Genomic DNA, 23,294 nt, shown 5'->3' with positions numbered 1-23,294 from the left:
GTGCCCGGCGCGGGCGGACGGCGTGCGGGCGGGAGAGGGGTCAGAGGCGTCCGGCGACGGACTGCGACAGCACGCGCTCCGTCTCGATCCGGTCCTTGGCGCGGCGGCGGTCCTCCAGCACGGAGGTCCAGGCGTTGCGCCGCGCGGTGCGCTGGCCGCCGCTCATCAGCAGCGACTCGACGGCCCGCAGGGCGGTGGTGAACGACGGGATGGCGGTGGCGCGAACGGCGGTGGCGCGAACGGGCGCGGCCTGCATCGTGGAGGTCCCCCCTCGGTACGGCTCCGGGTACGGAGACGGGTGTACGTGGCGTGATACCAGGGTCACTGATTGGTGTTACCAGGGCGTGACCCGCCGGTCAAACCGACATGAAGCCGCGATGCCGGGCCCCGGAACGCGGACGCGGCCCCGACCGGTGTCCTCATCTGCGGGGACGGTCGGGACCGCGGCGTATCGGCCACTACTGGCGAGTAGGGGCCTTGTGCGTGAATTCACACGCTAATCGCGTGGCCGCTCACACGGCGGTGGTCTGACGCTGCTCCATGGCCATCTGGTAGAGCCGTCCGGCGCGGTAGGAGGACCGCACCAGCGGGCCCGACATCACGCCGGAGAAACCGATCTGCTCGGCCTCGTCCTTCAGCTCCACGAACTCGTGCGGCTTCACCCAGCGCTCGACGGGGTGGTGGCGCACGGACGGGCGCAGGTACTGCGTGATGGTGATCAGCTCGCAGCCGGCCTCGTGCAGCTGCTTCAGGGCCTCGCTGATCTCCTCGCGGGTCTCGCCCATGCCGAGGATCAGGTTCGACTTGGTGACCAGGCCGTAATCGCGGGCCTCGGTGATGACCTTCAGGGAGCGCTCGTAGCGGAAGCCGGGGCGGATGCGCTTGAAGATGCGGGGGACCGTCTCGACGTTGTGCGCGAAGACCTCAGGGCGGGAGGCGAAGACCTCCTGGAGCAGCTCCGGCACCGCGTTGAAGTCGGGGGCGAGCAGCTCGACCTTGGTGCGGCCGGCCTCGCGCTGAGCCGTCTGCTGGTGGATCTGGCGCACCGTCTCGGCGTACAGCCAGGCGCCGCCGTCCGGCAGGTCGTCGCGGGCGACGCCGGTGATGGTGGCGTAGTTCAGGTCCATGGTGACCACGGACTCGCCGACCCGGCGCGGCTCGTCGCGGTCGAGCGCCTCGGGCTTGCCGGTGTCGATCTGGCAGAAGTCACAACGCCGGGTGCACTGGTCGCCGCCGATGAGGAAGGTCGCCTCGCGGTCCTCCCAGCACTCGTAGATGTTGGGACAGCCGGCTTCCTGGCAGACGGTGTGCAGGCCCTCGCTCTTCACGAGGTTCTGCATCTTGGTGTACTCGGGGCCCATTTTCGCCCGGGTCTTGATCCACTCGGGCTTGCGCTCGATGGGGGTCTGGCTGTTGCGGACCTCCAGGCGCAGCATCTTGCGTCCGTCGGGTGCGACTGCGGACACGACCGGCTCCCTAGCGTTTGATTCTTCGGCGTTCTTCAGGGTACGCCCGTTGATTTGTTGCCCGGCGAGGGTGCTGGCCCTGCTGGGGGCTGCCGCCCCCAGACCCCCCGCTTTCGGCCTGACGGCCTCGTCCTCAAACGCCGGACGGGCTGGATTTATGCCGCCGGTGCCTTCTCGATCACCCGGGGCTTGAGGTCCGCGTGCTCCAGGACCTCCCGCAGATGGCGCTCCGCCACCGGCAGCACCTCCTCGATGGTCACGTCGCGCCCCAGCTCGTTCGCCAGGGAGGCGACGCCCGCGTCGCGGATGCCGCACGGGATGATCTTGTCGAACCACTTGTTGTCCGGGTTCACGTTCAGCGCGAAGCCGTGCATGGTGACGCCCTTGGCGACCCGGATGCCGATCGCCGCGATCTTGCGGTCCTCGCGGCGCTGGCCCGCGTTGGACGGGGCGTACTCGGGGCCGTTCAGCCGCGGGTCGAACTCGTCGTCGGTCAGCCGGGGGTCGAAGTCCAGGGAGAGGCCGCCGAGCGCCGGGCGCCGCTCCACCGGGTCGCCGAGCACCCACACGCCGCTGCGGCCCTCGACCCGGGTGGTCTCCAGGCCGAACTCCGCGCAGGTGCGGATCAGGGCCTCCTCCAGCCGCCGTACGTGGGCCACCACGTCCACGGGGCGCGGGAGCTTCTGGATCGGGTAGCCCACGAGCTGGCCCGGCCCGTGCCAGGTGATCTTGCCGCCGCGGTCCACGTCGATCACCGGCGTGCCGTCCAGCGGGCGCTCGCTCTCCTCGGTGCGCCGGCCGGCGGTGTAGACCGGCGGGTGTTCGAGGAGCAGCACGGTGTCGGGCACCTCGTCGGCGAACCGCGCGGCGTGCACCCGGCGCTGCTCGTCCCACGCCTCCTGGTACTCGACGCGTTCGGCACCGAACCCCATTCGGACGAAGCGCAGCTCACTCACGGCACGTGCCTCCCTGCAAGGTCGTCAGGCACGAACCGTGCCCATGCCACTGTACGACCGCCCGCTCGTCGTCAGCCGGGCGGGCAATCCTCACACGATCGGATGAATGCCGCCCGAGATGTGCGATCGGGTGTTTACTCTCCGCTACATTCGCGCCGTTCACGAGGCCATAAGGGCTGCTCACAGGCGCTCCGGGCACTTCGAACAGCCCGGAAGGCAGGAGACCGCACCGCACCATGACGGAACGACCCGCGCAGCGCACCCCCAACCGCCAGCTCGCCGCGCTCATCGCCGAAGCGGGGTTCTCGAACGCGGGTCTCGCGCGTCGCGTCGACCAGCTCGGACTCGAACACGGCCTGGACCTGAGATACGACAAGACGTCCGTCACCCGGTGGCTGCGCGGCCAGCAGCCCCGCGGCACCACCCCGGCCCTGATCGCCGAGGTCTTCACCCGGCGCCTGGGCCGCCGCCTCAGCGCGCAGGACCTCGGCCTGGACGCCTGCGCGCCCGTCTACGCGGGGCTGGAGTTCGCTGCCACCCCGGACGAGGCCGTCGACATCGTCGGCGGGCTGTGGCGCAAGGACTCCGGCAGCCACGCCGAACTCCGCAAGATCGCCTTCACCCCGGCGGGCCTCGTCGTGCCCAGCCGGGACTGGCTGATCGGCCGCGCCGACGAGAAGGTGTCCCGCTCCGAGGTGCCCGTCCGCATCCCCGCGCAGGGCCGCCCGGCCACCGTCCGGGGGCCGGTGCCGCTGGACCCGGCCCGTCGGCGGGCCCCGGCCGAGCGCGGCCCCGGGCAGAAGGTCACCGGCGGCGACCTGGCCGCGCTGCGGTCGGTCGGCGAGCTGTTCCGCAGCCTGGACGACCGGTACGGCGGGGGACACGCCCGCCAGGCCCTCGTGCGGTACCTGGAACACGAGCTGGAGCCCATGCTGCGGGGCACCTACGGCGAGCAGACCGGCCGCCGGCTGTTCGCCGCCGCCGCCGACCTGACCCGGCTCGCGGGCTGGACGTCGTACGACATCGCCGCGCACGGCCTGGCCCAGCGCTACTTCGTGCAGGCGCTGCGGCTCGCGCAGGCGGCGGGGGACCGGGCGTACGGCTCGTACGTGCTGGTCACGATGAGCCGGCAGGCCGTCTACCTCGGGCACGGGCGGGAGGCGGTGCAGCTCGCGCGGGTGGCGCAGCAGGGGGTCGGGACGTCCGCGCCGCCGGTCGTCCAGACGCTGCTGCACGCCGCCGAGGCGCGGGCGCACGGCCTGCTCGGCGAGGTACGGGCCTGCACCGCCTCGCTGGTCCGGGCCGAACGCGCCCTCGAGGCCGCCCGGCCCGGCGACGAGGTGCCGCACTGGGCGCGCTTCTTCGACGAGGCCCAGCTCGCCGACGAGTTCGGCCACTGCCACCGCGACCTCCAGCAGTACCGCGCCGCCGCCCAGTACGCGGAGCGCTCGCTGCTGCTGCGCGCCCCCGTGTACGCCCGCAGCCGGCTGTTCTGCCGGGTCGTCCTCGCCACCGCGCGGCTCGGCCTCGGCGAACTCGACCAGGCCTGCCAGCTGGCCGCCGAGGCGGCGGGGCAGGCGGCCGAGATGCGCTCGGCACGGGCCACGGAGTACGTCCGCGACTTCGAGAGGCGCCTGGAGCCGTACAAGGACGCTGCACCGGTACGGGGGTACCGCGACAAGGTCGCGGCGCTCGGGTGACCGGGGCGGGCGCCTCCCGGCCGTGCGGCCGGGAGGGCGGCCCGCGGCGGCCGGGAGGCGCCGAGCACGGCGGCGGGGACGCGGGCTGCCGGGTGTGTCGCTACGCGGCGGCGCTGGCTGTCGGGGCCGGGTCCGCCGCATGCATGGGCCGGCCCGCCCCCAGGTCCGTCAGGATCGCCGCCGAGGCCCGGTGGGCCGAGTGCAGCGCGCCCCGGACGTCGCTGGTGTCACGGTGGTCGCCGCACACGTACAGGCCGGCCAGCAGCCGCACCGGCCTGCGCGGGTCGTGCGGCGGGCGCATCGCGGGCACCGCCTCGGGCGTGTGGTGGACGGCGAGGGTCTCCCAGCGGGTGGTCGGGACGCCGTACAGGCGGGACAGGTGGACGCGTACGGCGGTGTCCACGCCGGACGGCGGAGCGCCGAGGACCGTCGACGAGACGAGGGCGCGCCCGGCCGGCGCCCGGGACGGGTCCACGTGACTGATCACCGCCGTGTGGGCGACCGGGCCGCCGCGATCCGCGTCGAGCAGCAGGGCCGTCCCGGTCGTCGGCGGTTCGTCCGTCGCGTGGTGCACCACCGTCACCGGGTGGAAGTCCGGCACCCGCAGACCCGGCAGCAGCTCGGCGGCGGCGCGGGCGTCGGTCGCCACCAGCACCGCCCGGCAGCGGATGACGCCGTGCTCGGCCGTGGTCACGGCGTTGGTCGCCACCGAGGTGACCCGGACGCCGGTGTGCACGGTGCCCGGCGGCAGCCCCCGCGCCAACAGCTCCGGCAGCGCCTCGGCGCCTCCCTCGGGCAGCCCCAGCCGCCCGCCCGCGAAGGCGCGTAGCGCGAGGTCGGCGCACCGGCTGGAGGTCGTGAGGCCGGGGTCGCACAGCAGGGCGGCGAGCAGCGGGCGCAGGAAGCCGTCGATGGTGCGGGCCGGCAGCCCGCGGAGCGCCGGCGCCTCGGCGGCGGACAGCTCGGGGCGGGCCAGCAGCCGGTCGGCGGGGGTGGCCGCGAGGCGGGCCAGCGCGGCGCCGAGCCTGGCCTGGTCCACGGCGGTGCCGAGCGGGGCGCCCGCGCGCTGCCGGGACGCGGGGAGGGACCGGCCCGGCGGCCGGGGCACGGCGACCGGGCGCCGGGGCGCGGGAACCGAGCGGGGGGCGCTCGCCAGGGCGCGCACGACGTGGAGTGCGCCCCTCGCGCCCCTTGCACTCCGCGCGCTCGCCGGGGCGCCCGCGCGATGGTGACGGCCCTCGCTGTGCAACAGGACCCCGGGGGCGAAGGGCAGCAGCACGAGGCCCTCCAGGCCGGGGGCGAGGCGCGCGTCGGTGGGTCCCATGGGCAGCGGCCGGCCGATTCTGTCGAGCCGGAAGCCGTCCACCTTCTCGGTCGCCGTCCGCCCGCCCACGCAGTGGGCGGCCTCCAGGACCGTGGTCGTCACTCCTGCGCTGGTCAGCTGTTGCGCCGCGGCGAGTCCGGCGATGCCGGCCCCCACGACGACGACGTCCGCCTGGTACGCGGGCTCAAGCACGTGCCCCTCCTCGAGGTTGCGCGGCCGCTGGAGACGTCATGCCCCCAACCGGCTTGAGGGATACCCGAGTTCGCTTCGAGGTTAGGGCCGTACATGGTCAGGGGGAGTCGCACGGAGGCAGGGCACGGTCGCACGGTGGTCGCATACGGTCGGCGAACGGTCGCCGTACGCACTCCGGGGAGCTGCCCCCTCCGCTCACAGCGCCGCCCCCCTCACAGCCCCCTCCGCTCACAGCGCCGCCCGGATCGCCCCGTCGATCTCCGGGAAGGCGAAGCGGAAACCCGACTCCAGCAACCGGGCGGGAAGCACCCGGGCGCTGCCCAGGACGTCGCCGGCCATCTCGCCGAGCACCGAGCGCAGGACCGGCGCGGGCACCGCGAAGGGGGCGGGCCTGCGCAGGACGCGCCCCATCGCCACCGTGATCTCACGGTTCGTCAGCGGGTGCGGGGCGGTCAGGTTGAACGGGCCGGACAGGTCCTCGCGGTCCAGCAGGTGCCGCAGCGCCGCCACCTCGTCGTGCAGCGCCACGAACGACCAGTACTGGGACCCGTCGCCCAGCCGGCCGCCGAGCCCCGCCCGGAAGAGCGGGAAGAGCCGGCCCCACGCCCCGCCCCCGCGGGCGACGACCAGCCCGGTCCGGGCGAACACCGTGCGCACACCCGCGCGCCGGGCCGGTGCCGCCGCGCCCTCCCACTCCACGCACACGGACGGCAGGAAGCCCTCGCCGGCCGGCGCGCTCTCGTCGACGGGCCGGTCGCCGGTCTCGCCGTAGAAGCCGATCGCACTGCCGTTCAGGAACACCCGCGGCGGCTCGTCCAGCGAGGCGACGGCCTCCGCGAGCGCCGCCGTGCCGTGCACCCGGCTGGTGCGGATGCGTGTCTTGTACGCGTCGGTCCAGCGGTGGTCGCCCACCCCCGCCCCGGCCAGGTTGACCACGGCGTCGCACCCCGCGAGACCGGCGGTGTCCACCCGCCCGCCCTCCGGATCCCAGCGCACCTCGTCGGGGCCCCGGGGCGGGCGGCGCACCAGGCGCACCACCTCGTGCCCGTCCGCGGTCAGGGACCGCACCAGAGCGCCGCCGATCAGCCCGGACGCGCCGGCCACCACGACGCGGGAACGTGCCCTGTCCATACGTCCATCCTCCATGCGCCCATCCTGCCGGGTGGCCCCGCGAAAACCCCGGACCGGCTCCCGGCCGCCCGACGTACAGTGATCGTCATGCCAGCTCCGCACATACGCCGCGCCAGGCCCGAGGACGAGCAGCCGCTGCGCCGACTCGACCGCGACACCTGGTCCTACCTGCACGCCGTCTCGCCGCCGCCGGGACCGGACGACCCCTTCTTCCGGGACACCTCGGGCCCCGACGACCACCTGGTCGCCGAACTCGACGGTGCCGTCGTCGGCTACGTCCGTCTCGGCTTCCCCACGGGGCTGGCCTCCAACGCCCACGTGCGCCAGATCCGCGGGCTCGCCGTCGCCGGCGCGGCTCGCGGCGAGGGAGTCGGCCGGGCCCTGGTGCGCGCCGCCGTCGAGGAGGCCCGCCGGCTGGGCGCGCGGCGCATCACCCTGCGGGTCCTCGGCCCCAACACCGCCGCCCGGCGGCTCTACGAGTCGGAGGGCTTCGTCGTCGAGGGCGTGCAGCCGGAGGAGTTCCACCTCGACGGCCGGTACGTCGACGACGTGCTGATGGGACAGTCGCTGGTCGCGCCCGGCCTCACGACGTGACCGGTTCGCCCGTGTCCACCGCCTCCGTCGCGCCGGCCGCGCGCCGCGCCTCGGCCGCGACCTCGTCCGCCGTCAGCACGTAACCGGTCCGGGCGTCGGAGGTGGAGCGGGCGAAGACCACCCCGTACACCCGGCCGTCGGTGGTCAGCAGCGGTCCGCCCGAGTTGCCGGGGCGGACCGTGGAGCGGACCGAGTAGATCTCCCGGGTGACGCTCTCGTCGCTGTAGATGTTCTGGCCGGTCGCCCGGATCCGGTTCGCCACCGTCGCCGCGCGCAGGTCCAGGTCGCCGTCCTGCGGATAGCCCGCGACCACCGCGGCGTCGCCGCGCTCCGCGTCGTCGTCGAACCGCAGGACGGGCGCGGACAGGTCCGGGACGTACAGCACGGCCACGTCCTTGTCCGGGTCGAACAGCACCACCCGCGCCTCGTACGCCGGGCCCACCCCGCCGACCCGCACGGTCGGGTCGTCGATGCCGGCCACCACGTGGGCGTTGGTCATCACGTGCTCGCGCGCGTAGACGAAACCGCTGCCCTCGCGGCCCTGGCCGCCGGCGACGCCCTCGACCTTCACCGTGCTGAGCCTGGCCGCGCTGGTGGCCGCCGCCGTGACGCTGTCGCCGGAGGGCTCGGCGACCTCGGCGGTCGACTCGTTCTCGAACGGGTTGAAGACCTGCGGGAACCCCGCCTCGGTCAGCGCGGACGTCGCCCGGGAGAACCACGCCGGAGTGGTGTCCGGCATCGCCCGGTGGACCGTGCCCAGCAGCGTCGAGTCCCGGATCGCCGAGGTGAGCAGCGAGGACGACGACGCCGCCAGGACACTCGCCGCCACCCATGCCACGATCAGCGCCGCCACCGCGTTCGCCACCGCCCCGCCGACGCCGTCGGCCACCCGGAGCGGGCCGGCGTCCAGCTCCCGGCGCAGCCGCAGCGCGAGCCGTCCCGCCAGCTCGTGACCCACCACCGCCGGCAGCAGCACCGTGACCACGGCGGTGACGGTCGCCGCAGTCGTCCCCGGCTCCACCAGGTCCATCACCCACGGCAGGATCCACACGCCGATCACCGCGCCGCCCACGAAGCCGGCCAGCGAGACGCAGCCGGCCACCAGCCCGCGCCGGTAACCGGACGCCGCGTAGGCCAGCACCACCAGCGCCAGCACGATGTCGAGCACGTCCACGCGATCCGCCTTTCCGCCGGGACCTGGTCGGCCCCGTACCCTCCGCCGACCCCCGGACCCGGAGTACGTGCCGGACGGGCCCGGTGATCAACCGGGCGCGCGGCTGTCCGTGCGCGGCCGCCGCCCGGGCGGGCCGGTGAGCGGACGCGTGTGCGAGGGTGCGATCAACCGGAAAACGTCGTGGACCGGGACGATGGTTCCACCGGGTGGCACAGCACACGTCGCGGGCCGACCGGATCCGCCGGACAGTGGGACCATGCGTGCCTCGAGTCGACCGCGCCGGGGCCGGGAACGCCGTGCGGTTCCCGCACCGGACGCGGCCCGCGCCCGGCGCCGGTTCCGCATACCGGGCGTGGCCGGCGCCCCGGGCCCGGGCCGCCGTCTGCCGGGACCGGTGCCGGCGCTCCTCGCCTGCCTGCCCGGCCTCGCCGCCGTCGCCGCGCTGGCCCTGTGCGCGAGCGGAGTGGAACGCGCCGCCGCCACGCACCCCCGGCAGGCCGCCGCCGACCGGCACACCGCGCCCCGGCCGCCGGTCGTGCCCCGCTCGGTCTGGCTGGGCGACGCCGCCCGCGCGCAGCCGCGCCCGCGCTACGACGACAAGGTCCTAGCGGTCTTCGTCCACCACACGGACACGCCGAACGGCTACGACTGCGCCGACGTGCCGGCCATCCTCCGGGGCGTCTACTCGGGGCAGACGGACGGCCGGGACTGGGACGACATCGGCTACAACTTCGTCGTCGACCGCTGCGGCACCATCTACGAGGGCCGCGCCGGCGGCATCGACCGGCCCGTCACCGGCGCCCACACCCAGGGCTTCAACCACCGCACCACCGGGATCGCGGCCCTCGGCACCTTCACCGCCGGGGTGCCCGTGCCCGACGCGCTGACCGACGCGATCGCCGCGCTGGCCGCCTGGAAACTCGGCCGGACCGATACCGACCCGCGGGGAAGGGCCAGCCTGGTCTCCAGCAACGGCCTCAGCCGGTACGCCGCCGGCGCCACGGCCACCCTGCCCGCCGTCGCGGGCCACGACGACGGCTACCAGACCAGCTGCCCGGGCGCGGCCCTCAGCGCCCGCCTCCCGCACATCAGGGAGGTGGCCGCCCGCCTCCAGGGCCGGACCGGCTGAGGTTGGGTGCGGGTCGTGTGCGGGCCGGGCACGGGTCGCGTGCGGTGGGACTCAGCCCTCGCCGAACCGCTCCCACAGCCGGGGGAAGCGCGCGGCGAGGGCCCGGTCGTCCTCCAGGTCGACCGGGGCGCCCAGCGGCTCCGCGGGGGCGGGCGCGATGCCCAGCTCGGGGGCGACGGTCCCGGTGAGCTGCTCGTAGGCCTCGTCGGCCGCGTAGCCCAGCTCCTCGCCGTCGCCGTCCAGCTCCTCGTCGAAGTCGTCCAGCAGTTCGGCGAGCGAGTCGGGGTCGTGCACCGCGCCCTCGTACACCTCGCGGCCCTGGCCGATCAGCCAGCAGCGGAAGTAGTCGAAGGCGTCGTCGCTGGCCCCGCCGAGCAGGATCCACGCGGCGCCCCACACGTCCCAGGTGCAGGCGCGGTTGTAACGGGCCTCGAAGTGGCGGGCGAAGTCGAGCACCAGGTCCGGGTCCATGCCGAGGAGCCGCTCCACGAGCAGGTCGGCCTGGTCCTCGGGATCGCCGTCGGCGCCCTGCCGGGCGGAGTCGATCAGCTCCCAGAACTCCGTCTCGTCCATCACGGCTCCAGCATCGGCCCTCAAGGGGGGCTACGCACGCGGAGTGCGGCGGATCGTTATGTCCCGGCCGGATCCGCGTCGCCCGGCGCACCGTCGCCGTCCACCCGCTCGCCGTACAGTGCGGCCAGCCGCCGCGCGTCCCGCGCGAACCGCTCCCGCAGCGCCGCCGGAGCCAGCACCTCCGCCTCCGGCCCGAGCCCCCTGAGCTGCGTGTGAGCCACCTCCTCGGACTCCACGGGCAGCGTCACCGTCACCCACCCGTCCGCGTCCGGCGGCTCCGCCTTCTCCAGCGCCTCCCGGGCGGACAGCGCGCCGACGGCGTACGGCAGCCCGCGCACCCCCCGGGCCGACAACCGGACCACCACCTCGGCCCGCAGGATCGACCGCGCGAACTGCTCGGCCCGCTCCGCCCAGAACGCCGGCAGGTCGAAGCCGTCGTCCCGCGCGAACCGCTCCCCGCCCGCCTCCACCGCAGTGAACCGGTCGATGCGGTACACGCGGAAGGCCCCGCCGCCCCCGTCCCGGGCGACCCGCGCGCACAGGTACCAGACCCCCGCCTTCAGCACGAGCCCGTACGGCTCCAGCTCCCGGAGGACCTCCTCCGTTCCGCGCCGGTAGCGCGCGGTGACGGGCCGGTCGTCCCAGACCGCGTCCGCGACCGCGGGCAGCAGCTCGGGGGTCTCGGGCTCCCGGAACCAGTTCGGCGCGTCCAGGTGGAACCGCTGCGCCGCCGTACGGGAGGCGTCCCGCAGGGACGGCAGCAGCGCCGCCGACACCTTCAGCCGGGCCGCCGACGCCGCGTCCTGGAGCCCCATCTCGCGCAGCGCCCCCGGCACCCCGGACAGGAACAGCGCCTCGGCCTCGCCCCGCGCCAGCCCGGTCAGGCGGGTGCGGTACCCGCCGATCAGCCGGTAGCCGCCGGCCCGCCCCCGCTCCGCGTACACCGGCACGCCCGCCTCCGACAGCGCCTGCGCGTCCCGCGTCACGGTCCGCTCCGACACCTCCAGCTCCCGGGCCAGCTCGGCGGCGGTCATCGACGGGCGGGACTGGAGGAGCAGCACCATCTTGATGAGGCGGGCAGCGCGCATCCCCACATCATGCAGGAGGCCCCCGCCGCACGGCGGGGGCCTCCTGATCGACCTGGGACGCCTACAGGCCGTAGCGCTCGCGCGCCTCCTTCACGGACGTCGCCTTGACCTCGCCGCGCCGGGCGAGCTGGGCGAGGGCCGCGACCACGATGGACTCGGCGTCGACGCCGAAGTGGCGGCGGGCGGCCTCACGGGTGTCCGACAGGCCGAAGCCGTCGGCGCCCAGCGAGGACCAGTCCTGCTCGACCCACTGCGCGATCTGGTCCGGGACCTGGCGCATGTAGTCGGAGACCGCGAGGACCGGGCCCTCGGCGCCCTGGAGCGCGCGGCGGACGTACGGCACCCGCTCCTCGCCGCGCAGCAGCGCCGCGTCGGCGTCCAGCGCGTCCCGGCGCAGCTCGGTCCAGGAGGTCGCGGACCACACGTCGGCGGCCACGCCCCACTCCTCGGCGAGCAGCTTCTGCGCCTTCAGCGCCCAGTGGATCGCCGTGCCGGAGCCGAGGAGCTGGATGCGCGGCGCGTTCGCGGCCGGGGCCAGGCCCGCCGACTCCGCCGTGTTGAACCGGTACAGGCCCTTGACGATGCCCTCGTCCACGCCGGGGGCGGACGGCTTGGCCGGCTGCGGCATCGGCTCGTTGTAGACGGTCAGGTAGTAGAAGACGTCCTGGTCCTCGCCCGGGGCGGCCTCGCCGTACATCCGGCGCAGACCCTCCTTGACGATCGCCGCGACCTCGTAGGCGAACGCCGGGTCGTACGTCAGCGCGGCCGGGTTGGTCGCCGCGATGGCGGGGGAGTGGCCGTCCGCGTGCTGCAGGCCCTCGCCGGTCAGCGTGGTCCGGCCGGCCGTGGCGCCGACCAGGAAGCCGCGGCCGAGCTGGTCGCCGAGCTGCCACATCTGGTCGGCCGTGCGCTGCCAGCCGAACATCGAGTAGAAGATGTAGAACGGGATCATCGTCTCGCCGTGCGTCGCGTACGACGTCGAGGCGGCGATGAAGTCGGCCATCGAGCCGGCCTCGGTGATCCCCTCGTTGAGGATCTGGCCGTTCTCGGCCTCCTTGTAGTACATCAGCTGGTCGCGGTCGACCGGCTCGTACGTCTGGCCCTTGGGCGAGTAGATGCCCAGGGACGGGAAGAGGCTCTCCATGCCGAAGGTGCGCGCCTCGTCGGGAACGATCGGCACCCAGCGCTTGCCGGTCTCCTTGTCGCGGACCAGGTCCTTGACCAGGCGGACGAAGGCCATGGTGGTCGCGACGTTCTGCGAGCCGGAGCCCTTGTCGAAGGACGCGAACGCCTTCTCGGGGGGCGCGGGCAGCGGCGCGACCGGGTGCACGCGGCGGGCCGGGGCCGGACCGCCGAGGGCGGCGCGGCGCTCCTGGAGGTAGCGCACCTCGGGGGAGTCGGCGCCCGGGTGGCCGTAGGGGACCACGCCGTCGACGAAGTCGCTGTCCTTGATCGGCAGGCCGAGCAGGTCGCGCATGTCCTTGAACTCGTCCACCGAGAGCTTCTTCATCTGGTGGTTGGCGTTCTTGGACGCGAAGCCGGCGCCGAGGGTGTGGCCCTTGACCGTCTGGGCCAGGATCACGGTCGGCGCGCCCTTGTGGGCGAGCGCGGCCTTGTACGCGGCGAAGACCTTGCGGGACTCGTGACCGCCGCGCGAGTAGTGGAAGCACTCGAGGATCTTGTCGTCGCTCAGCAGCTTCGCCATCTCGACGAGCGCCGGGTCCTTGCCGAAGAAGTCCTCGCGGATGTAGGCGGCGTCGCGCGTCTGGTACGTCTGCACCTGCGCGTCGGGTACCTCGCGCAGGCGGCGTACGAGCGCGCCGGTGGTGTCGAGCTGGAACAGCTCGTCCCACGCCGTGCCCCACAGCGACTTCACGACGTTCCAGCCGGCGCCGCGGAACTGGGCCTCCAGCTCCTGCACGATCTTGAAGTTGGCGCGGACCGGACCGTCGAGGCGCTGCAGGTTGCAGTTGATGACGAAGGTCAGGTTGTCCAGGCCCTCGCGGGAGGCGAGGGTGAGCGCGGTGGTGGACTCCGGCTCGTCCATCTCGCCGTCACCGAGGAACGCCCACACGTGGGAGTTCGTCAGGTCCTTGATGCCGCGGCTGGTCAGGTAGCGGTTGAACCGCGCCTGGTAGATCGCGGAGATCGGGCCGAGGCCCATGGAGACGGTGGGGAACTCCCACAGCCAGGGCAGCCGGCGCGGGTGCGGGTACGACGGCAGACCGTTCCCGCCGGCCTCGCGGCGGAAGTTGTCGAGGTGCTCCTCGGTCAGCCGGCCGTCGAGGAAGGCGCGGGCGTAGATGCCGGGGGAGGCGTGGCCCTGGATGTAGAGCTGGTCGCCGGAGCCGTCCGCCTCCTTGCCCTTGAAGAAGTGGTTGAAGCCGGTCTCGTACAGCCAGGCCGCGGAGGCGAAGGTGGCGATGTGGCCGCCGACGCCGTACTTGCTGCCGCGGGTCACCATGGCCGCCGCGTTCCAGCGGTTCCAGGCGGTGATCCGCTGCTCCATCGCCTCGTCGCCGTCCACGGCGGGCTCGGCGGAGGTGGGGATGGTGTTGACGTAGTCCGTCTCGAGGAGCTTCGGCAGCGCGAGGCCGGCGCCCTCGGCGCGCTCCAGCGTACGGCGCATCAGGTACGCGGCACGGTGCGGCCCGGCCGCCTCGGTGACGGCGTCCAGGGATGCCCGCCACTCGGCGGTCTCCTCGGGGTCGCGGTCCGGGAGCTGGTCGAGCTCGCTCGGCTGGATGGCTTTGGGGTCGGTCATGTCGCCGCCTTCCTCAGTCGAAGGGGGTTCCCTCATCGGCAAGGGTTCGGGGGTGCCCTAGGTCTTTGGCAGGACAGGGCGTGAGGCTCGGGTGCAAGCCCGTCGGTGACTGTAACTCCCTGATCGATGATCGATCAAAGGGTTGAGGGGCAAAACCTCTCGATACCGAGAAAGTCGGCACGGGGTGCCTCCGGCGGTGGCACGGGGTGACGGTCCCGTCGGTGGGATTCGTGCAGGTGAGAGGGGGTGGGCGCGGATGAGCTCGGGGGCCTCGGCCGGGTGGCGTCCGCAGGTGTTTTGTGGCTGATCGCGCAGTTCCCCGCGCCCCTTCAGGGGCGCGGGGCTGTGCCGATGTGCGGCTCCGCCGCGTGGGCGCGAACGGGGGTCTGGGGGCGCAGCCCCCCAGGGTCGGGAAGGGAAGGGGCGGCGGGGGCGGAAAACTAGGCGCGGGGGGCGCAGCCCAGGACGTGGGCCTTGACCAGGTCCGGGATCCGCGGATCCCGGCGTCGGAACGCCGCGACCAGCTCCTCGTGCTCCTCCGCGTACGACTGCTGCACCGTGCCCAGCCACCGTATCGACAGCGCCGTGAACACCTCGATGCCCAGCCCCTCCCAGGTGTGCAGCAGCACCGAGTTGCCGGCCGCCCGCACCAGCTCCCGGTGGAAGCCCACCGTGTGCCGAACCTGGGCCGTCCCGTCGGACGCCCGGTCGGCCTCGTACAACGCGGCGACGTGCGGTTCGAGGGCCGAGCAGTCCACCGCCAGCCGCTCCGCCGCCAACTCGGCCGCGATCGCCTCCAGGCCGGCCCGGACCGGGTAGCTCTCCTCCAGGTCGGCGGCGGTCAGGTTGCGCACCCGCACGCCCTTGTTCGGCGCCGACTCGATCAGTCGCAGGGACTCCAGCTCGCGCAGCGCCTCGCGCACCGGCGTCTGGCTGACCTCCAGCTCGGTGGCGATCCGCCGCTCCACGATCCGCTCGCCCGGCTGCCAGCGTCCGCTGATGATCCCTTCCAGGATGTGCTCGCGGATCTGTTCGCGCAGCGAGTGGACGACGGGCGCGGTCATGAGAGCTCCTTCGGGAGGGTCCCCTTCGGACCCCGGGGGCGTTTGACGCTTAGACAATACGGCCGACGCGGCGGGCGGGAAGGGCGCACGGGGGCGCTTTTACGCAGGTGAGACGAGACTTACACAGCGTGCCCCGGAAGGAACGGGGTGGCGACCCGGCCCGGAACACGACGGTGCCCCCGCCCGAAAAACTCCGGGCGGGGGCACCGTACAGGCCCACTGGCGGGGATTACAGGCCGAGCTCGACCTCGAACTCGCCCGCCTCCAGGATCGCCTTGACCGCCGTCAGGTAGCGGGCGGCGTCGGCGCCGTCCACCAGACGGTGGTCGTAGGACAGGGTCAGGTACGTCATGTCGCGGACGCCGATGACCGGGCCGTCCTCCGTCTCGATGACGGCCGGACGCTTGACCGTGGCACCGATGCCGAGGATGGCGACCTGGTTCGGCGGCACGATGATCGTGTCGAACAGCGCGCCGCGCGAACCGGTGTTGCTGATGGTGAAGGTCGCGCCCGCCAGCTCGTCCGGGCTGATCTTGCTGGCCCGGACCTTGCCCGCCAGGTCGGCGGTCGCCTTGGCGATGCCGGCCAGGTTGAGGTCACCGGCGTTCTTGATGACCGGGGTCATCAGGCCCTTCTCGGAGTCCACCGCGATACCGATGTTCTCGGTGTCGAAGTAGGTGATGGTCCCCTCGGCCTCGTTGATCCGGGCGTTGATCGGCGCGTGCGCCTTCAGCGCCTGGGCGGCGGCCTTGACGAAGAACGGCATCGGCGAGAGCTTGACGCCCTCACGCGCCGCGAACGCGTCCTTGGCACGGGCGCGCAGCTTCATCAGCCGCGTGACGTCGACCTCGACGACCGACGACAGCTGGGCCTGCTCGTGCAGCGCCTTGACCATGTTGTCGCCGATGACCTTGCGGATGCGGGGCATCTTCACGGTCTGGCCGCGCAGCGGGGAGGCCTCCAGAGCGGGGGCCTTCTTCGCGGCGGCGGCCGGGGCGGCGGCGGCCGGAGCCGGCGCGGCGGCCTTGGCGGCCTCGGCGGCGGCGATGACGTCCTGCTTGCGGATGCGGCCGCCGACGCCGGTGCCCTTGACGGTGGACAGGTCCACGCCGTTCTCGGAGGCGAGCTTGCGCACCAGCGGGGTGACGTAGGCGCCGTCGTCCACCGGCTGGGCGGCGGCCGGGGCGGCCGGAGCGGCAGCCGGGGCCGGCGCGGGCGCCGGGGCGGGGGCGGGGGCGGGCGCCTGCGGGGCCGGAGCCGCGGGGGCGGCCGGGGCCTGCTGGGCCGGGGCGGCCTGCTGCGGCGCCGGGGCCTGGGCGGGCTCGGCCTTGGCGGGCTCGGGCTGCGCGGGGGCGGCCGGGGCCTCCTGGGCGGGGGCCTCCTGGGCGGGGGCCTCCTGGGCCGGGGCGGCGGCCGGGGCGGCACCCGCCTCGCCGATGACGGCGAGCTTGGCGCCGACCTCGGCGGTCTCGTCCTCGCCGACCACGATCTCCAGCAGGGTGCCGGAGGCGGGCGCCGGGATCTCGGTGTCGACCTTGTCGGTGGACACCTCCAGCAGCGGCTCGTCGGCCTCGACCGAGTCGCCGACCGACTTCAGCCAGCGGGTGACGGTGCCCTCGGTGACGGACTCGCCGAGCGCGGGCAGGACCACGTCGGTGCCCTCGGCGCTGCCGCCGCCGGCCGACGCGTCGGCGGAGGGGGCGGGCGCCGGGGCGGACTGCTCGGTGGACGGGGCGGCCGGGGCCGGCTCGGGGGCGGGCTCGGCGACCTGCTCGGCCTGCGGGGCCTGCTCGGCGGCCGGGGCCTGATCGGCCGCGGGGGCGCCGGAGCCGTCGTCGATCAGCGCCAGCTCGGCGCCGACCTCGACGGTCTCGTCCTCGGCGACCTTGATGGAGGACAGCACGCCGGAAGCGGGGGCCGGGATCTCGGTGTCGACCTTGTCGGTCGAGACCTCGAGCAACGGCTCGTCGGCCTCGACGCGCTCACCCTCGGCCTTCAGCCAACGGGTGACGGTGCCCTCGGTGACGCTCTCGCCGAGCGCCGGAAGGGTTACGGAAACCGCCATGGTTTCGGTTGCTCCTTACGAATTGCGGAAGTCTGTGTCGTCGCGCCCAGTGACCGAGGGAGGTCAGTCGTGGGAGTGCAGGGGCTTGCCGGCCAGCGCCAGGTGCGCCTCGCCCATCGCCTCGTTCTGCGTGGGGTGGGCGTGGATGAGCTGGGCGACCTCGGCCGGCAGCGCCTCCCAGTTGTAGATCAGCTGGGCCTCGCCGACCTGCTCGCCCATGCGGTCGCCGACCATGTGGACGCCGACCACGGCACCGTCCTTGACCTGGACGAGCTTGATCTCGCCCGTGGTCTTCAGGATCTTGCTCTTGCCGTTGCCCGCCAGGTTGTACTTCAGCGCGACGACCTTGTCCGCGCCGTAGATCTCCTTGGCCTTGGCCTCGGTGATGCCGACGGAGGCGACCTCCGGGTGGCAGTACGTCACCCGCGGCACACCGTCGTAGTCGACCGGGACGGTCTTCAGGCCGGCCAGCCGCTCCGCCACCAGCATGCCCTCGGCGAAGCCGACGTGCGCGAGCTGGAGGGTGGGGACGAGGTCACCGACGGCGGAGATCGTCGGGACGTTGGTCCGCATGTACTCGTCGACGAGGACGTAGCCGCGGTCCATCGCGACGCCGGCCTCCTCGTAGCCCAGGCCCTGCGAGACCGGGCCGCGGCCGATGGCGACGAGCAGGACCTCGGCCTCGAACTCCTTGCCGTCGGCGAGGGTGACCTTGACGCCGTCCTGGGTGTACTCGGCCTTCTCGAAGAAGGTGCCCAGGTTGAACTTGATGCCGCGCTTGCGGAAGGCGCGCTCCAGCAGCTTGGAGCTGTTCTCGTCCTCGACCGGCACGAGGTGCTTGAGGCCCTCGATGATCGTGACGTCGGTGCCGAAGGACTTCCACGCGGAGGCGAACTCGACGCCGATGACGCCGCCGCCCAGGACGATCGCGGACTTCGGCACCCGGTCGAGCTTGAGGGCGTGGTCGGAGGAGATGATCCGGTCGCCGTCGATGTTCAGGCCCGGCAGCGACTTCGGCACGGAGCCGGTCGCCAGCAGGACGTGGCGGCCCTGGACGCGCTGACCGTTCACGTCGACGGAGGTCGGCGAGGACAGCCGTCCCTCACCCTCGATGTAGGTCACCTTGCGCGAGGCGATCAGACCCTGCAGGCCCTTGTACAGGCCCGCGATCACGTCGTCCTTGTACTTGTGGACGGCCGCCATGTCGATGCCCTCGAAGGTGGCCTTCACACCGAACTGCTCGCTCTCGCGGGCCTGGTCGGCGATCTCACCCGCGTGCAGCAGGGCCTTGGTGGGGATGCATCCGTTGTGCAGGCAGGTACCGCCGACCTTGCCCTTCTCGATCAGGGCGACGTCCAGGCCCAGCTGGGCCCCGCGCAGGGCCGCGGCGTAACCACCGCTGCCACCGCCGAGGATCACTAGGTCGAAAACGGTGCTGGCGTCGTTCGCCACGTCACGTCCTCCATGCATGTGCGCCACGCCGGTCTCCAGTGACCGGTCGGCGGCTGGTGTCCGGCCGCTCATTGTTCTCGGCCCTTAGGTGGGGGCCCTGTCCTGCCGTGCCCCATCTTCGCACTTGTAGGGGACCGACGAGACGTGGGGCCGGTGTGTGAGACGTCCCACGTTCACTTGTAGCGCAGGGGGAGGAGACGTCCGCAGGGGCGCGGGGAACGGCGCGACAAGCCACAACGGACCCGCGGTCGCCACTGCCACCCGCACCCCCGACCCCTCAGGCGCCCCTAGCCCAGGTCACCCGCGGCCGCCAGCTCGGCAACGCGCACCAGCGTCCGCACCGCCGTCCCCGTGCCGCCCTTCGGCGTGTACCCGAACGGCCCGCCCTCGTTGTAGGCCGGACCCGCGATGTCCAGGTGCGCCCACGCGATGCCCTCGCCGACGAACTCGCGCAGGAACAGACCGGCCACCAGACCGCCGCCCATCCGCTCGCCCATGTTCGCGATGTCCGCGGTCGCCGAGTCCATGCCCTTGCGCAGGTGCTCCGGCAGCGGCATCGGCCACGCCGGCTCGCCGACCTCCTCGGCCGCCTCGTACACCGCGGTGCGGAACGCGTCGTCGTTCGCCATGACGCCGTACGTCCGGCTGCCCAGCGCCACCATCATCGCGCCGGTCAGCGTCGCCACGTCGATGATCGCGTCCGGCTTCTCCTGCGAGGCCGCCCACAGCGCGTCGGCGAGCACGAGCCGGCCCTCGGCGTCGGTGTTGAGCACCTCGACCGTCTTGCCGCTGTACATGCGCAGCACGTCACCGGGACGGGTCGCGGAGCCCGAGGGCATGTTCTCGGCCAGCGCCAGCCAGCCGGTCACGTTGACCTCCAGGCCGAGGCGCGCGGCGGCGACGACGGCGGCGAACACGGCGGCGGCGCCGGCCATGTCGCACTTCATCGTCTCGTTGTGCCCGGCCGGCTTCAGCGAGATGCCGCCCGAGTCGTAGGTGATGCCCTTGCCGACGAAGGCGAGGGACTTCTTGGCCTTGGACGAGGTGTACGACAGCTTCACCAGCCGCGGACCGGCGGCCGACCCGGCGCCGACGCCCAGGATGCCGCCGTAGCCGCCCTTGGTGAGCGCCTTCTCGTCGAGCACCTGCACCTTGATGCCGTGCTCCTTGGCGGCGACCTGCGCCACCGCCGCGAACGCCTCGGGGTTCAGGTCGTTCGGCGGGGTGTTGACCAGGTCGCGGGCGCGGTTCAGCTCCTCGGCGACGGCCGCGGCACGCTCGACGGCCGCCTTGTACGCCTTGTCGCGGGGCTTGCCGCCCAGCAGCGCGGCCTCCGCGAGCGGTGCCTTGCCGTTCTTGGCCTTGGCGTCCTTGCCGGACTCCTTGTAGGCGTCGAAGGAGTACGCGCCGAGCAGCACGCCCTCACCGACGACGCCGGCGTCGGCGGCCTCGGTGAGCGGCAGGGCGAACGCGGCCTTCTTGGCACCGGCGAGCGCGCGGGCGGCCGCACCGGCGGCGCGGCGCAGTGCCTCCGCGTCGAAACCGGCGTCCTTCTCGGGCTCGGGGCCCAGGCCCACCGCCACCACGACGGGTGCCTTGAAGCCGGCCGGCGCGGGCAGCTTCGTCACCTCGCCCTCGGCGCCGGAGGCACCGAGGGTCTCCAGGACGCCGGCGAGCCGGCCGTCGTAGGCCTTGTCCACGGCCTCGGCGCCCGGGGCGACGACCAGGGCCTGGGACCTGGATGCCGCGCCCTTGGCGACACCGATCACGATCGCGTCGGCCCGCAGGCCGGGCGCCGCGGCGGTGGAGAGAGTGAGAGCAGTCACGGTGGTGAATTCTCGCTTCCGTATGAGGTCTTGTATGGCCGAATGCGGGTGGGTCGACCGGGCCCGACAACCGACCCTGGATCCCTCCTGCGGTGCGGTTCTCGCCTGGGCAGGCGGACACCCGGCACGAGCCTACGCTCGCTCCCGCGTCCGCTCGCTCCCGCGGGTGCGCGGTTTCCCGTGTGCCACGCGTGGTGGGAGATCATTCCCGCGATACGCCACCGCCGCCCCCGCACACCTGGAGCACGTCCCGTGAGACGCCGTACGGTCCTGTCGACAGCCCTCCTCCTGCTGCTCCCGGTCGCGGGCTGCGCCGCGGCCCCCGACGACGGCCCGCACGCCGGCGACCACTGGCGGCCCCGGCCCGGCACCGCCTGGCAGTGGCAGCTCAGCGGCAGGCTCGACACCTCCGTCGACGTGCCGGTGTACGACATCGACGGCTTCGACCACCCGAAGGCCACCGTCGACCGGCTGCACGACGACGGGCGCAAGGTCGTCTGCTACCTGTCCACCGGCGCCTGGGAGGACTTCCGTCCCGACGCGGACCGGTTCCCGAAGTCGGTGCTGGGCAAGGGCAACGGCTGGAAGGGCGAACGCTGGCTGGACATCCGCGAGACGGACGTCCTGGAACCGCTCATGGCCGAACGGATCGACATGTGCCGCGAGAAGGGCTTCGACGCCGTCGAGCCGGACAACATGGACGGCTACAAGAACGAGACCGGCTTCCCCCTGACCGCCGACGACCAGCTCCGCTACAACCGGCTCGTCGCCGACCTCGCCCACGACCGCGGCATGGCCGTCGGACTGAAGAACGACCTCGACCAGATCCCCCAGTTGGTGGACGACTTCGACTTCGCGGTCAACGAGCAGTGCGCGCAGTACGGCGAGTGCGCCGACAACACGCCGTTCATCGAGGCGGACAAGGCGGTCTTCCACGTCGAGTACGAGCTGCCGGCCGAGCGGTTCTGCGCCGAGTCCCGTGAGCTGGGACTGAGTTCGATGCGCAAGACGTACGAACTGGGGGTGTGGCGGGAGGCCTGCTGAACCCGGGATCAGCCGAGGACGAGGATCACGAGGACGGCGGTGGCCGCCGTCTCCGCCACCCCGCCGAACACGTCGCCGGTGACCCCGCCGAAGCGGCGGACGCAGTGCCGCAGCAGCAGTTCGGCGACCGCGACGGCGCACAGGACGGCGAGCGCCGCACGCAGGGCGCCGTACGGCCCGCCGACGGGTCCGGCGAACGCGCCGGCCACCGCCCCGGCCGCCGTGACCGCGGCGGCGGCCGTCAGCGCGCCGCCCACCGGCACCACCCCGGCGACCGCCGCGCCCAGCCCCTCCGGGCGGGCGGCCGGCACCCCGGACCGGGCGGCGAGCGTGAGCGCCAGCCGGGCGGCGGTCGCCGAGAGCACGGCGGCGAGCGCGCCCCGCGCCCAGGAGTCGTCGTACGCCTGGGCCAGCGCGGCGACCTGGGCGAAGAGGACGAACACGAGGGCGAGCACGCCGAACGGGCCGATGTCCGACTGCTTCATGATCCGCAGCGCGTCGTCGGCGGGTTTGCCGCTGCCGAGTCCGTCCGCGGTGTCGGCCAGGCCGTCCAGGTGCAGCCCGCGGGTGAGGACGGCGGGTACGGCGGCCGTGGCGACGGCGGCGAGCAGGCCGCCCGCGCCGAGGAGCAGCAGCAGGAGCCCGGTGGCCGCGGCGGCGGCACCGACGGCGAGCCCGGCCAGCGGCGCGCACAGCATGCCGCCGCGCGCGGCCTCGCGGTCCCAGCGGGTCACCTCGACCGGGAAGACGGTGAGGGTGCCGAACGCGAAACGGAGGCCGTCGGGGAGACCGGCGGGGAGGCTGTCGGGGGAGGAGGGCCTGGGCACCGGCGCAGACTACCCGGCGGTCACCAGGGCGTCGGCGGGCCCCGGGGATAAAGTGCGCATATGGGAGAGTGGTGGCAGCGCAACATCATGGAACCGGGCAAGCTGCCGCTGCTCCTCGCCCTGACCGCCTTCGTGCTGACGTTCGTGATCACCCGGGTCATCACCCGCCTGATCCGGGCCGGCAAGGGGCCCTTCGGCAACGTCGAGAGCGGCGGGGTGCACATCCACCACGTCGTCCCGGGGGTGGTCCTCACGCTCGCCGGCGGCTTCGGCGCGGTGGCGGGCGGCCGGCACGGGTTCGGCTCCGCGTTCGCGGCGGTGGTCTTCGGCGTCGGGGCGGGCCTCGTCCTGGACGAGTTCGCGCTGATCCTGCACCTCGACGACGTGTACTGGACGGAGGCGGGCCGCAAGAGCGTGGAGGCCGTGGTGCTCACCGCGGCCCTGGTCGGCCTGGTCCTCGCCGGCTTCACGCCGTTCGGCGTCGACGGGATGTCCGACGACGAGCTGCGGGACCGCGCCAACGTCGTCGCGACCGTCGCGGCGAACTTCTTCTTCTCCCTGCTCGCCCTGGCCAAGGGCAAGGCGCGGCTCGCGGTCTTCGGGGTGATCGTCCCGTTCATCGCCCTGATCGGGGCGATCCGCCTGGCCCGCCCCGGCTCGCCCTGGTCCCGCCGCTTCTACGGCCGCCGCCCGCGCGCCCGCGCCAGGTCCCGCCTGCGCGCCTACCGCCACGACCGCCGCTGGTCCGGCCCCCGCCGCGCCGTCCAGGACTGGATCGGCGGCCGCCCGGACCCACCCCCGCCCCACCACACGTAACCGCACGCAACGCACGCAACGCACGCAACGGCGGGCAGTCGTGCCGGCCCCTCGCTCTCTCCCCCCCCCGCGCAGCTGCGGGCAGTCGTGCCGCTGGGGCGGCACGGGT

At 73.7% G+C, this 23,294-nt stretch carries 19 protein-coding genes; 5 read left to right on the top strand and 14 right to left on the bottom strand.

All coding sequences use genetic code 11. The annotated features are described in order from the left end of the window. Positions 1-40 precede the first annotated feature (40 nt). From ACFIF2_RS18210 to lipB, 3 genes are all read right to left on the bottom strand, one after another. The gene (locus ACFIF2_RS18210; RefSeq protein ID WP_395573780.1) at positions 41-256 is read right to left on the bottom strand and encodes a hypothetical protein; all 216 of its coding nucleotides are present in this window, start codon (positions 254-256) and stop codon (positions 41-43) included. A gap of 256 nt (positions 257-512) precedes the next feature. After that, positions 513-1,466 carry a lipoyl synthase gene (gene lipA, locus ACFIF2_RS18205; protein ID WP_395573778.1) on the bottom strand — a complete coding sequence of 318 codons (954 nt, stop codon included), beginning with the start codon at positions 1,464-1,466 and terminating at the stop codon, positions 513-515. Positions 1,467-1,621: 155 nt separating this feature from the next. Further along, on the bottom strand, positions 1,622-2,422 hold the full coding sequence (gene lipB / locus ACFIF2_RS18200; RefSeq protein WP_395573776.1) for a lipoyl(octanoyl) transferase LipB: 801 nt from the start codon (positions 2,420-2,422) through the stop codon (positions 1,622-1,624). Positions 2,423-2,658: 236 nt separating this feature from the next. On the opposite strand from lipB, the gene ACFIF2_RS18195 reads away from it, so the two are divergent. Beyond that, a complete protein-coding gene (locus tag ACFIF2_RS18195; protein WP_395573774.1) occupies positions 2,659-4,122 on the top strand; it encodes a regulator in 1,464 nt (487 codons plus the stop codon). A gap of 100 nt (positions 4,123-4,222) precedes the next feature. Here ACFIF2_RS18195 and ACFIF2_RS18190 read toward each other — a convergent pair whose 3' ends face one another. Together ACFIF2_RS18190 and ACFIF2_RS18185 are read right to left on the bottom strand one after the other, a co-directional pair. Further along, complete coding sequence (locus ACFIF2_RS18190) at positions 4,223-5,638, bottom strand: NAD(P)/FAD-dependent oxidoreductase (protein ID WP_395573772.1); 1,416 nt, start codon at positions 5,636-5,638, stop codon at positions 4,223-4,225. A 228-nt stretch (positions 5,639-5,866) separates the two neighbouring features. After that, positions 5,867-6,769 carry a TIGR01777 family oxidoreductase gene (locus ACFIF2_RS18185; protein ID WP_395573770.1) on the bottom strand — a complete coding sequence of 301 codons (903 nt, stop codon included), beginning with the start codon at positions 6,767-6,769 and terminating at the stop codon, positions 5,867-5,869. 87 nt (positions 6,770-6,856) lie between these two features. On the opposite strand from ACFIF2_RS18185, the gene ACFIF2_RS18180 reads away from it, so the two are divergent. Further along, entirely contained in the window at positions 6,857-7,363 is a 507-nt protein-coding gene (locus ACFIF2_RS18180; RefSeq protein WP_395573768.1) for a GNAT family N-acetyltransferase, read from the top strand. Here the strand turns inward: ACFIF2_RS18180 and ACFIF2_RS18175 are convergent. Then, on the bottom strand, positions 7,353-8,537 hold the full coding sequence (locus tag ACFIF2_RS18175; RefSeq protein WP_395573766.1) for a MarP family serine protease: 1,185 nt from the start codon (positions 8,535-8,537) through the stop codon (positions 7,353-7,355). The genes ACFIF2_RS18180 and ACFIF2_RS18175 overlap by 11 nt on opposite strands. A gap of 256 nt (positions 8,538-8,793) precedes the next feature. Between ACFIF2_RS18175 and ACFIF2_RS18170 the strand changes: the two genes are divergently transcribed. Next, complete coding sequence (locus ACFIF2_RS18170) at positions 8,794-9,666, top strand: peptidoglycan recognition protein (protein ID WP_395573764.1); 873 nt, start codon at positions 8,794-8,796, stop codon at positions 9,664-9,666. A 51-nt stretch (positions 9,667-9,717) separates the two neighbouring features. Here ACFIF2_RS18170 and ACFIF2_RS18165 read toward each other — a convergent pair whose 3' ends face one another. The 7 genes from ACFIF2_RS18165 to ACFIF2_RS18135 form a co-directional block, all read right to left on the bottom strand. Beyond that, positions 9,718-10,239 carry a DUF4240 domain-containing protein gene (locus ACFIF2_RS18165; RefSeq protein ID WP_395573924.1) on the bottom strand — a complete coding sequence of 174 codons (522 nt, stop codon included), beginning with the start codon at positions 10,237-10,239 and terminating at the stop codon, positions 9,718-9,720. 56 nt (positions 10,240-10,295) lie between these two features. Next, on the bottom strand, positions 10,296-11,327 hold the full coding sequence (locus ACFIF2_RS18160; protein ID WP_395573762.1) for a helix-turn-helix transcriptional regulator: 1,032 nt from the start codon (positions 11,325-11,327) through the stop codon (positions 10,296-10,298). A gap of 61 nt (positions 11,328-11,388) precedes the next feature. Further along, positions 11,389-14,091: a pyruvate dehydrogenase (acetyl-transferring), homodimeric type gene (gene aceE, locus ACFIF2_RS18155; RefSeq protein ID WP_395573760.1), complete on the bottom strand. Its 2,703-nt coding sequence runs from the start codon at positions 14,089-14,091 to the stop codon at positions 11,389-11,391. A 440-nt stretch (positions 14,092-14,531) separates the two neighbouring features. Then, positions 14,532-15,155, bottom strand: coding sequence for a GntR family transcriptional regulator (locus ACFIF2_RS18150; RefSeq protein ID WP_395573758.1), 624 nt, complete (start codon positions 15,153-15,155; stop codon positions 14,532-14,534). 229 nt (positions 15,156-15,384) lie between these two features. Next, positions 15,385-17,220 (bottom strand): 2-oxoglutarate dehydrogenase, E2 component, dihydrolipoamide succinyltransferase, encoded by a 1,836-nt coding sequence (sucB, locus tag ACFIF2_RS18145; protein WP_395573756.1) that lies wholly within the window; start codon positions 17,218-17,220, stop codon positions 15,385-15,387. Positions 17,221-17,283: 63 nt separating this feature from the next. After that, a complete protein-coding gene (gene lpdA, locus ACFIF2_RS18140; RefSeq protein ID WP_395573754.1) occupies positions 17,284-18,672 on the bottom strand; it encodes a dihydrolipoyl dehydrogenase in 1,389 nt (462 codons plus the stop codon). Between the two features lie 287 nt (positions 18,673-18,959). Further along, positions 18,960-20,498, bottom strand: a complete 1,539-nt coding sequence (locus ACFIF2_RS18135; protein ID WP_395573752.1) for a leucyl aminopeptidase — start codon at positions 20,496-20,498, stop codon at positions 18,960-18,962. Positions 20,499-20,750: 252 nt separating this feature from the next. On the opposite strand from ACFIF2_RS18135, the gene ACFIF2_RS18130 reads away from it, so the two are divergent. Continuing rightward, positions 20,751-21,542 (top strand): endo alpha-1,4 polygalactosaminidase, encoded by a 792-nt coding sequence (locus tag ACFIF2_RS18130; RefSeq protein WP_395573750.1) that lies wholly within the window; start codon positions 20,751-20,753, stop codon positions 21,540-21,542. An 8-nt stretch (positions 21,543-21,550) separates the two neighbouring features. Here ACFIF2_RS18130 and ACFIF2_RS18125 read toward each other — a convergent pair whose 3' ends face one another. Further along, on the bottom strand, positions 21,551-22,369 hold the full coding sequence (locus ACFIF2_RS18125; protein ID WP_395573748.1) for an adenosylcobinamide-GDP ribazoletransferase: 819 nt from the start codon (positions 22,367-22,369) through the stop codon (positions 21,551-21,553). A gap of 60 nt (positions 22,370-22,429) precedes the next feature. Between ACFIF2_RS18125 and ACFIF2_RS18120 the strand changes: the two genes are divergently transcribed. Then, positions 22,430-23,185 (top strand): hypothetical protein, encoded by a 756-nt coding sequence (locus ACFIF2_RS18120; RefSeq protein ID WP_395573746.1) that lies wholly within the window; start codon positions 22,430-22,432, stop codon positions 23,183-23,185. Positions 23,186-23,294 lie beyond the last annotated feature (109 nt).

The organism is Streptomyces sp. BK79 (assembly GCF_044142145.1).
Classification (GTDB): domain Bacteria; phylum Actinomycetota; class Actinomycetes; order Streptomycetales; family Streptomycetaceae; genus Streptomyces.
This window is presented reverse-complemented; position numbering and strand designations above follow the sequence as displayed.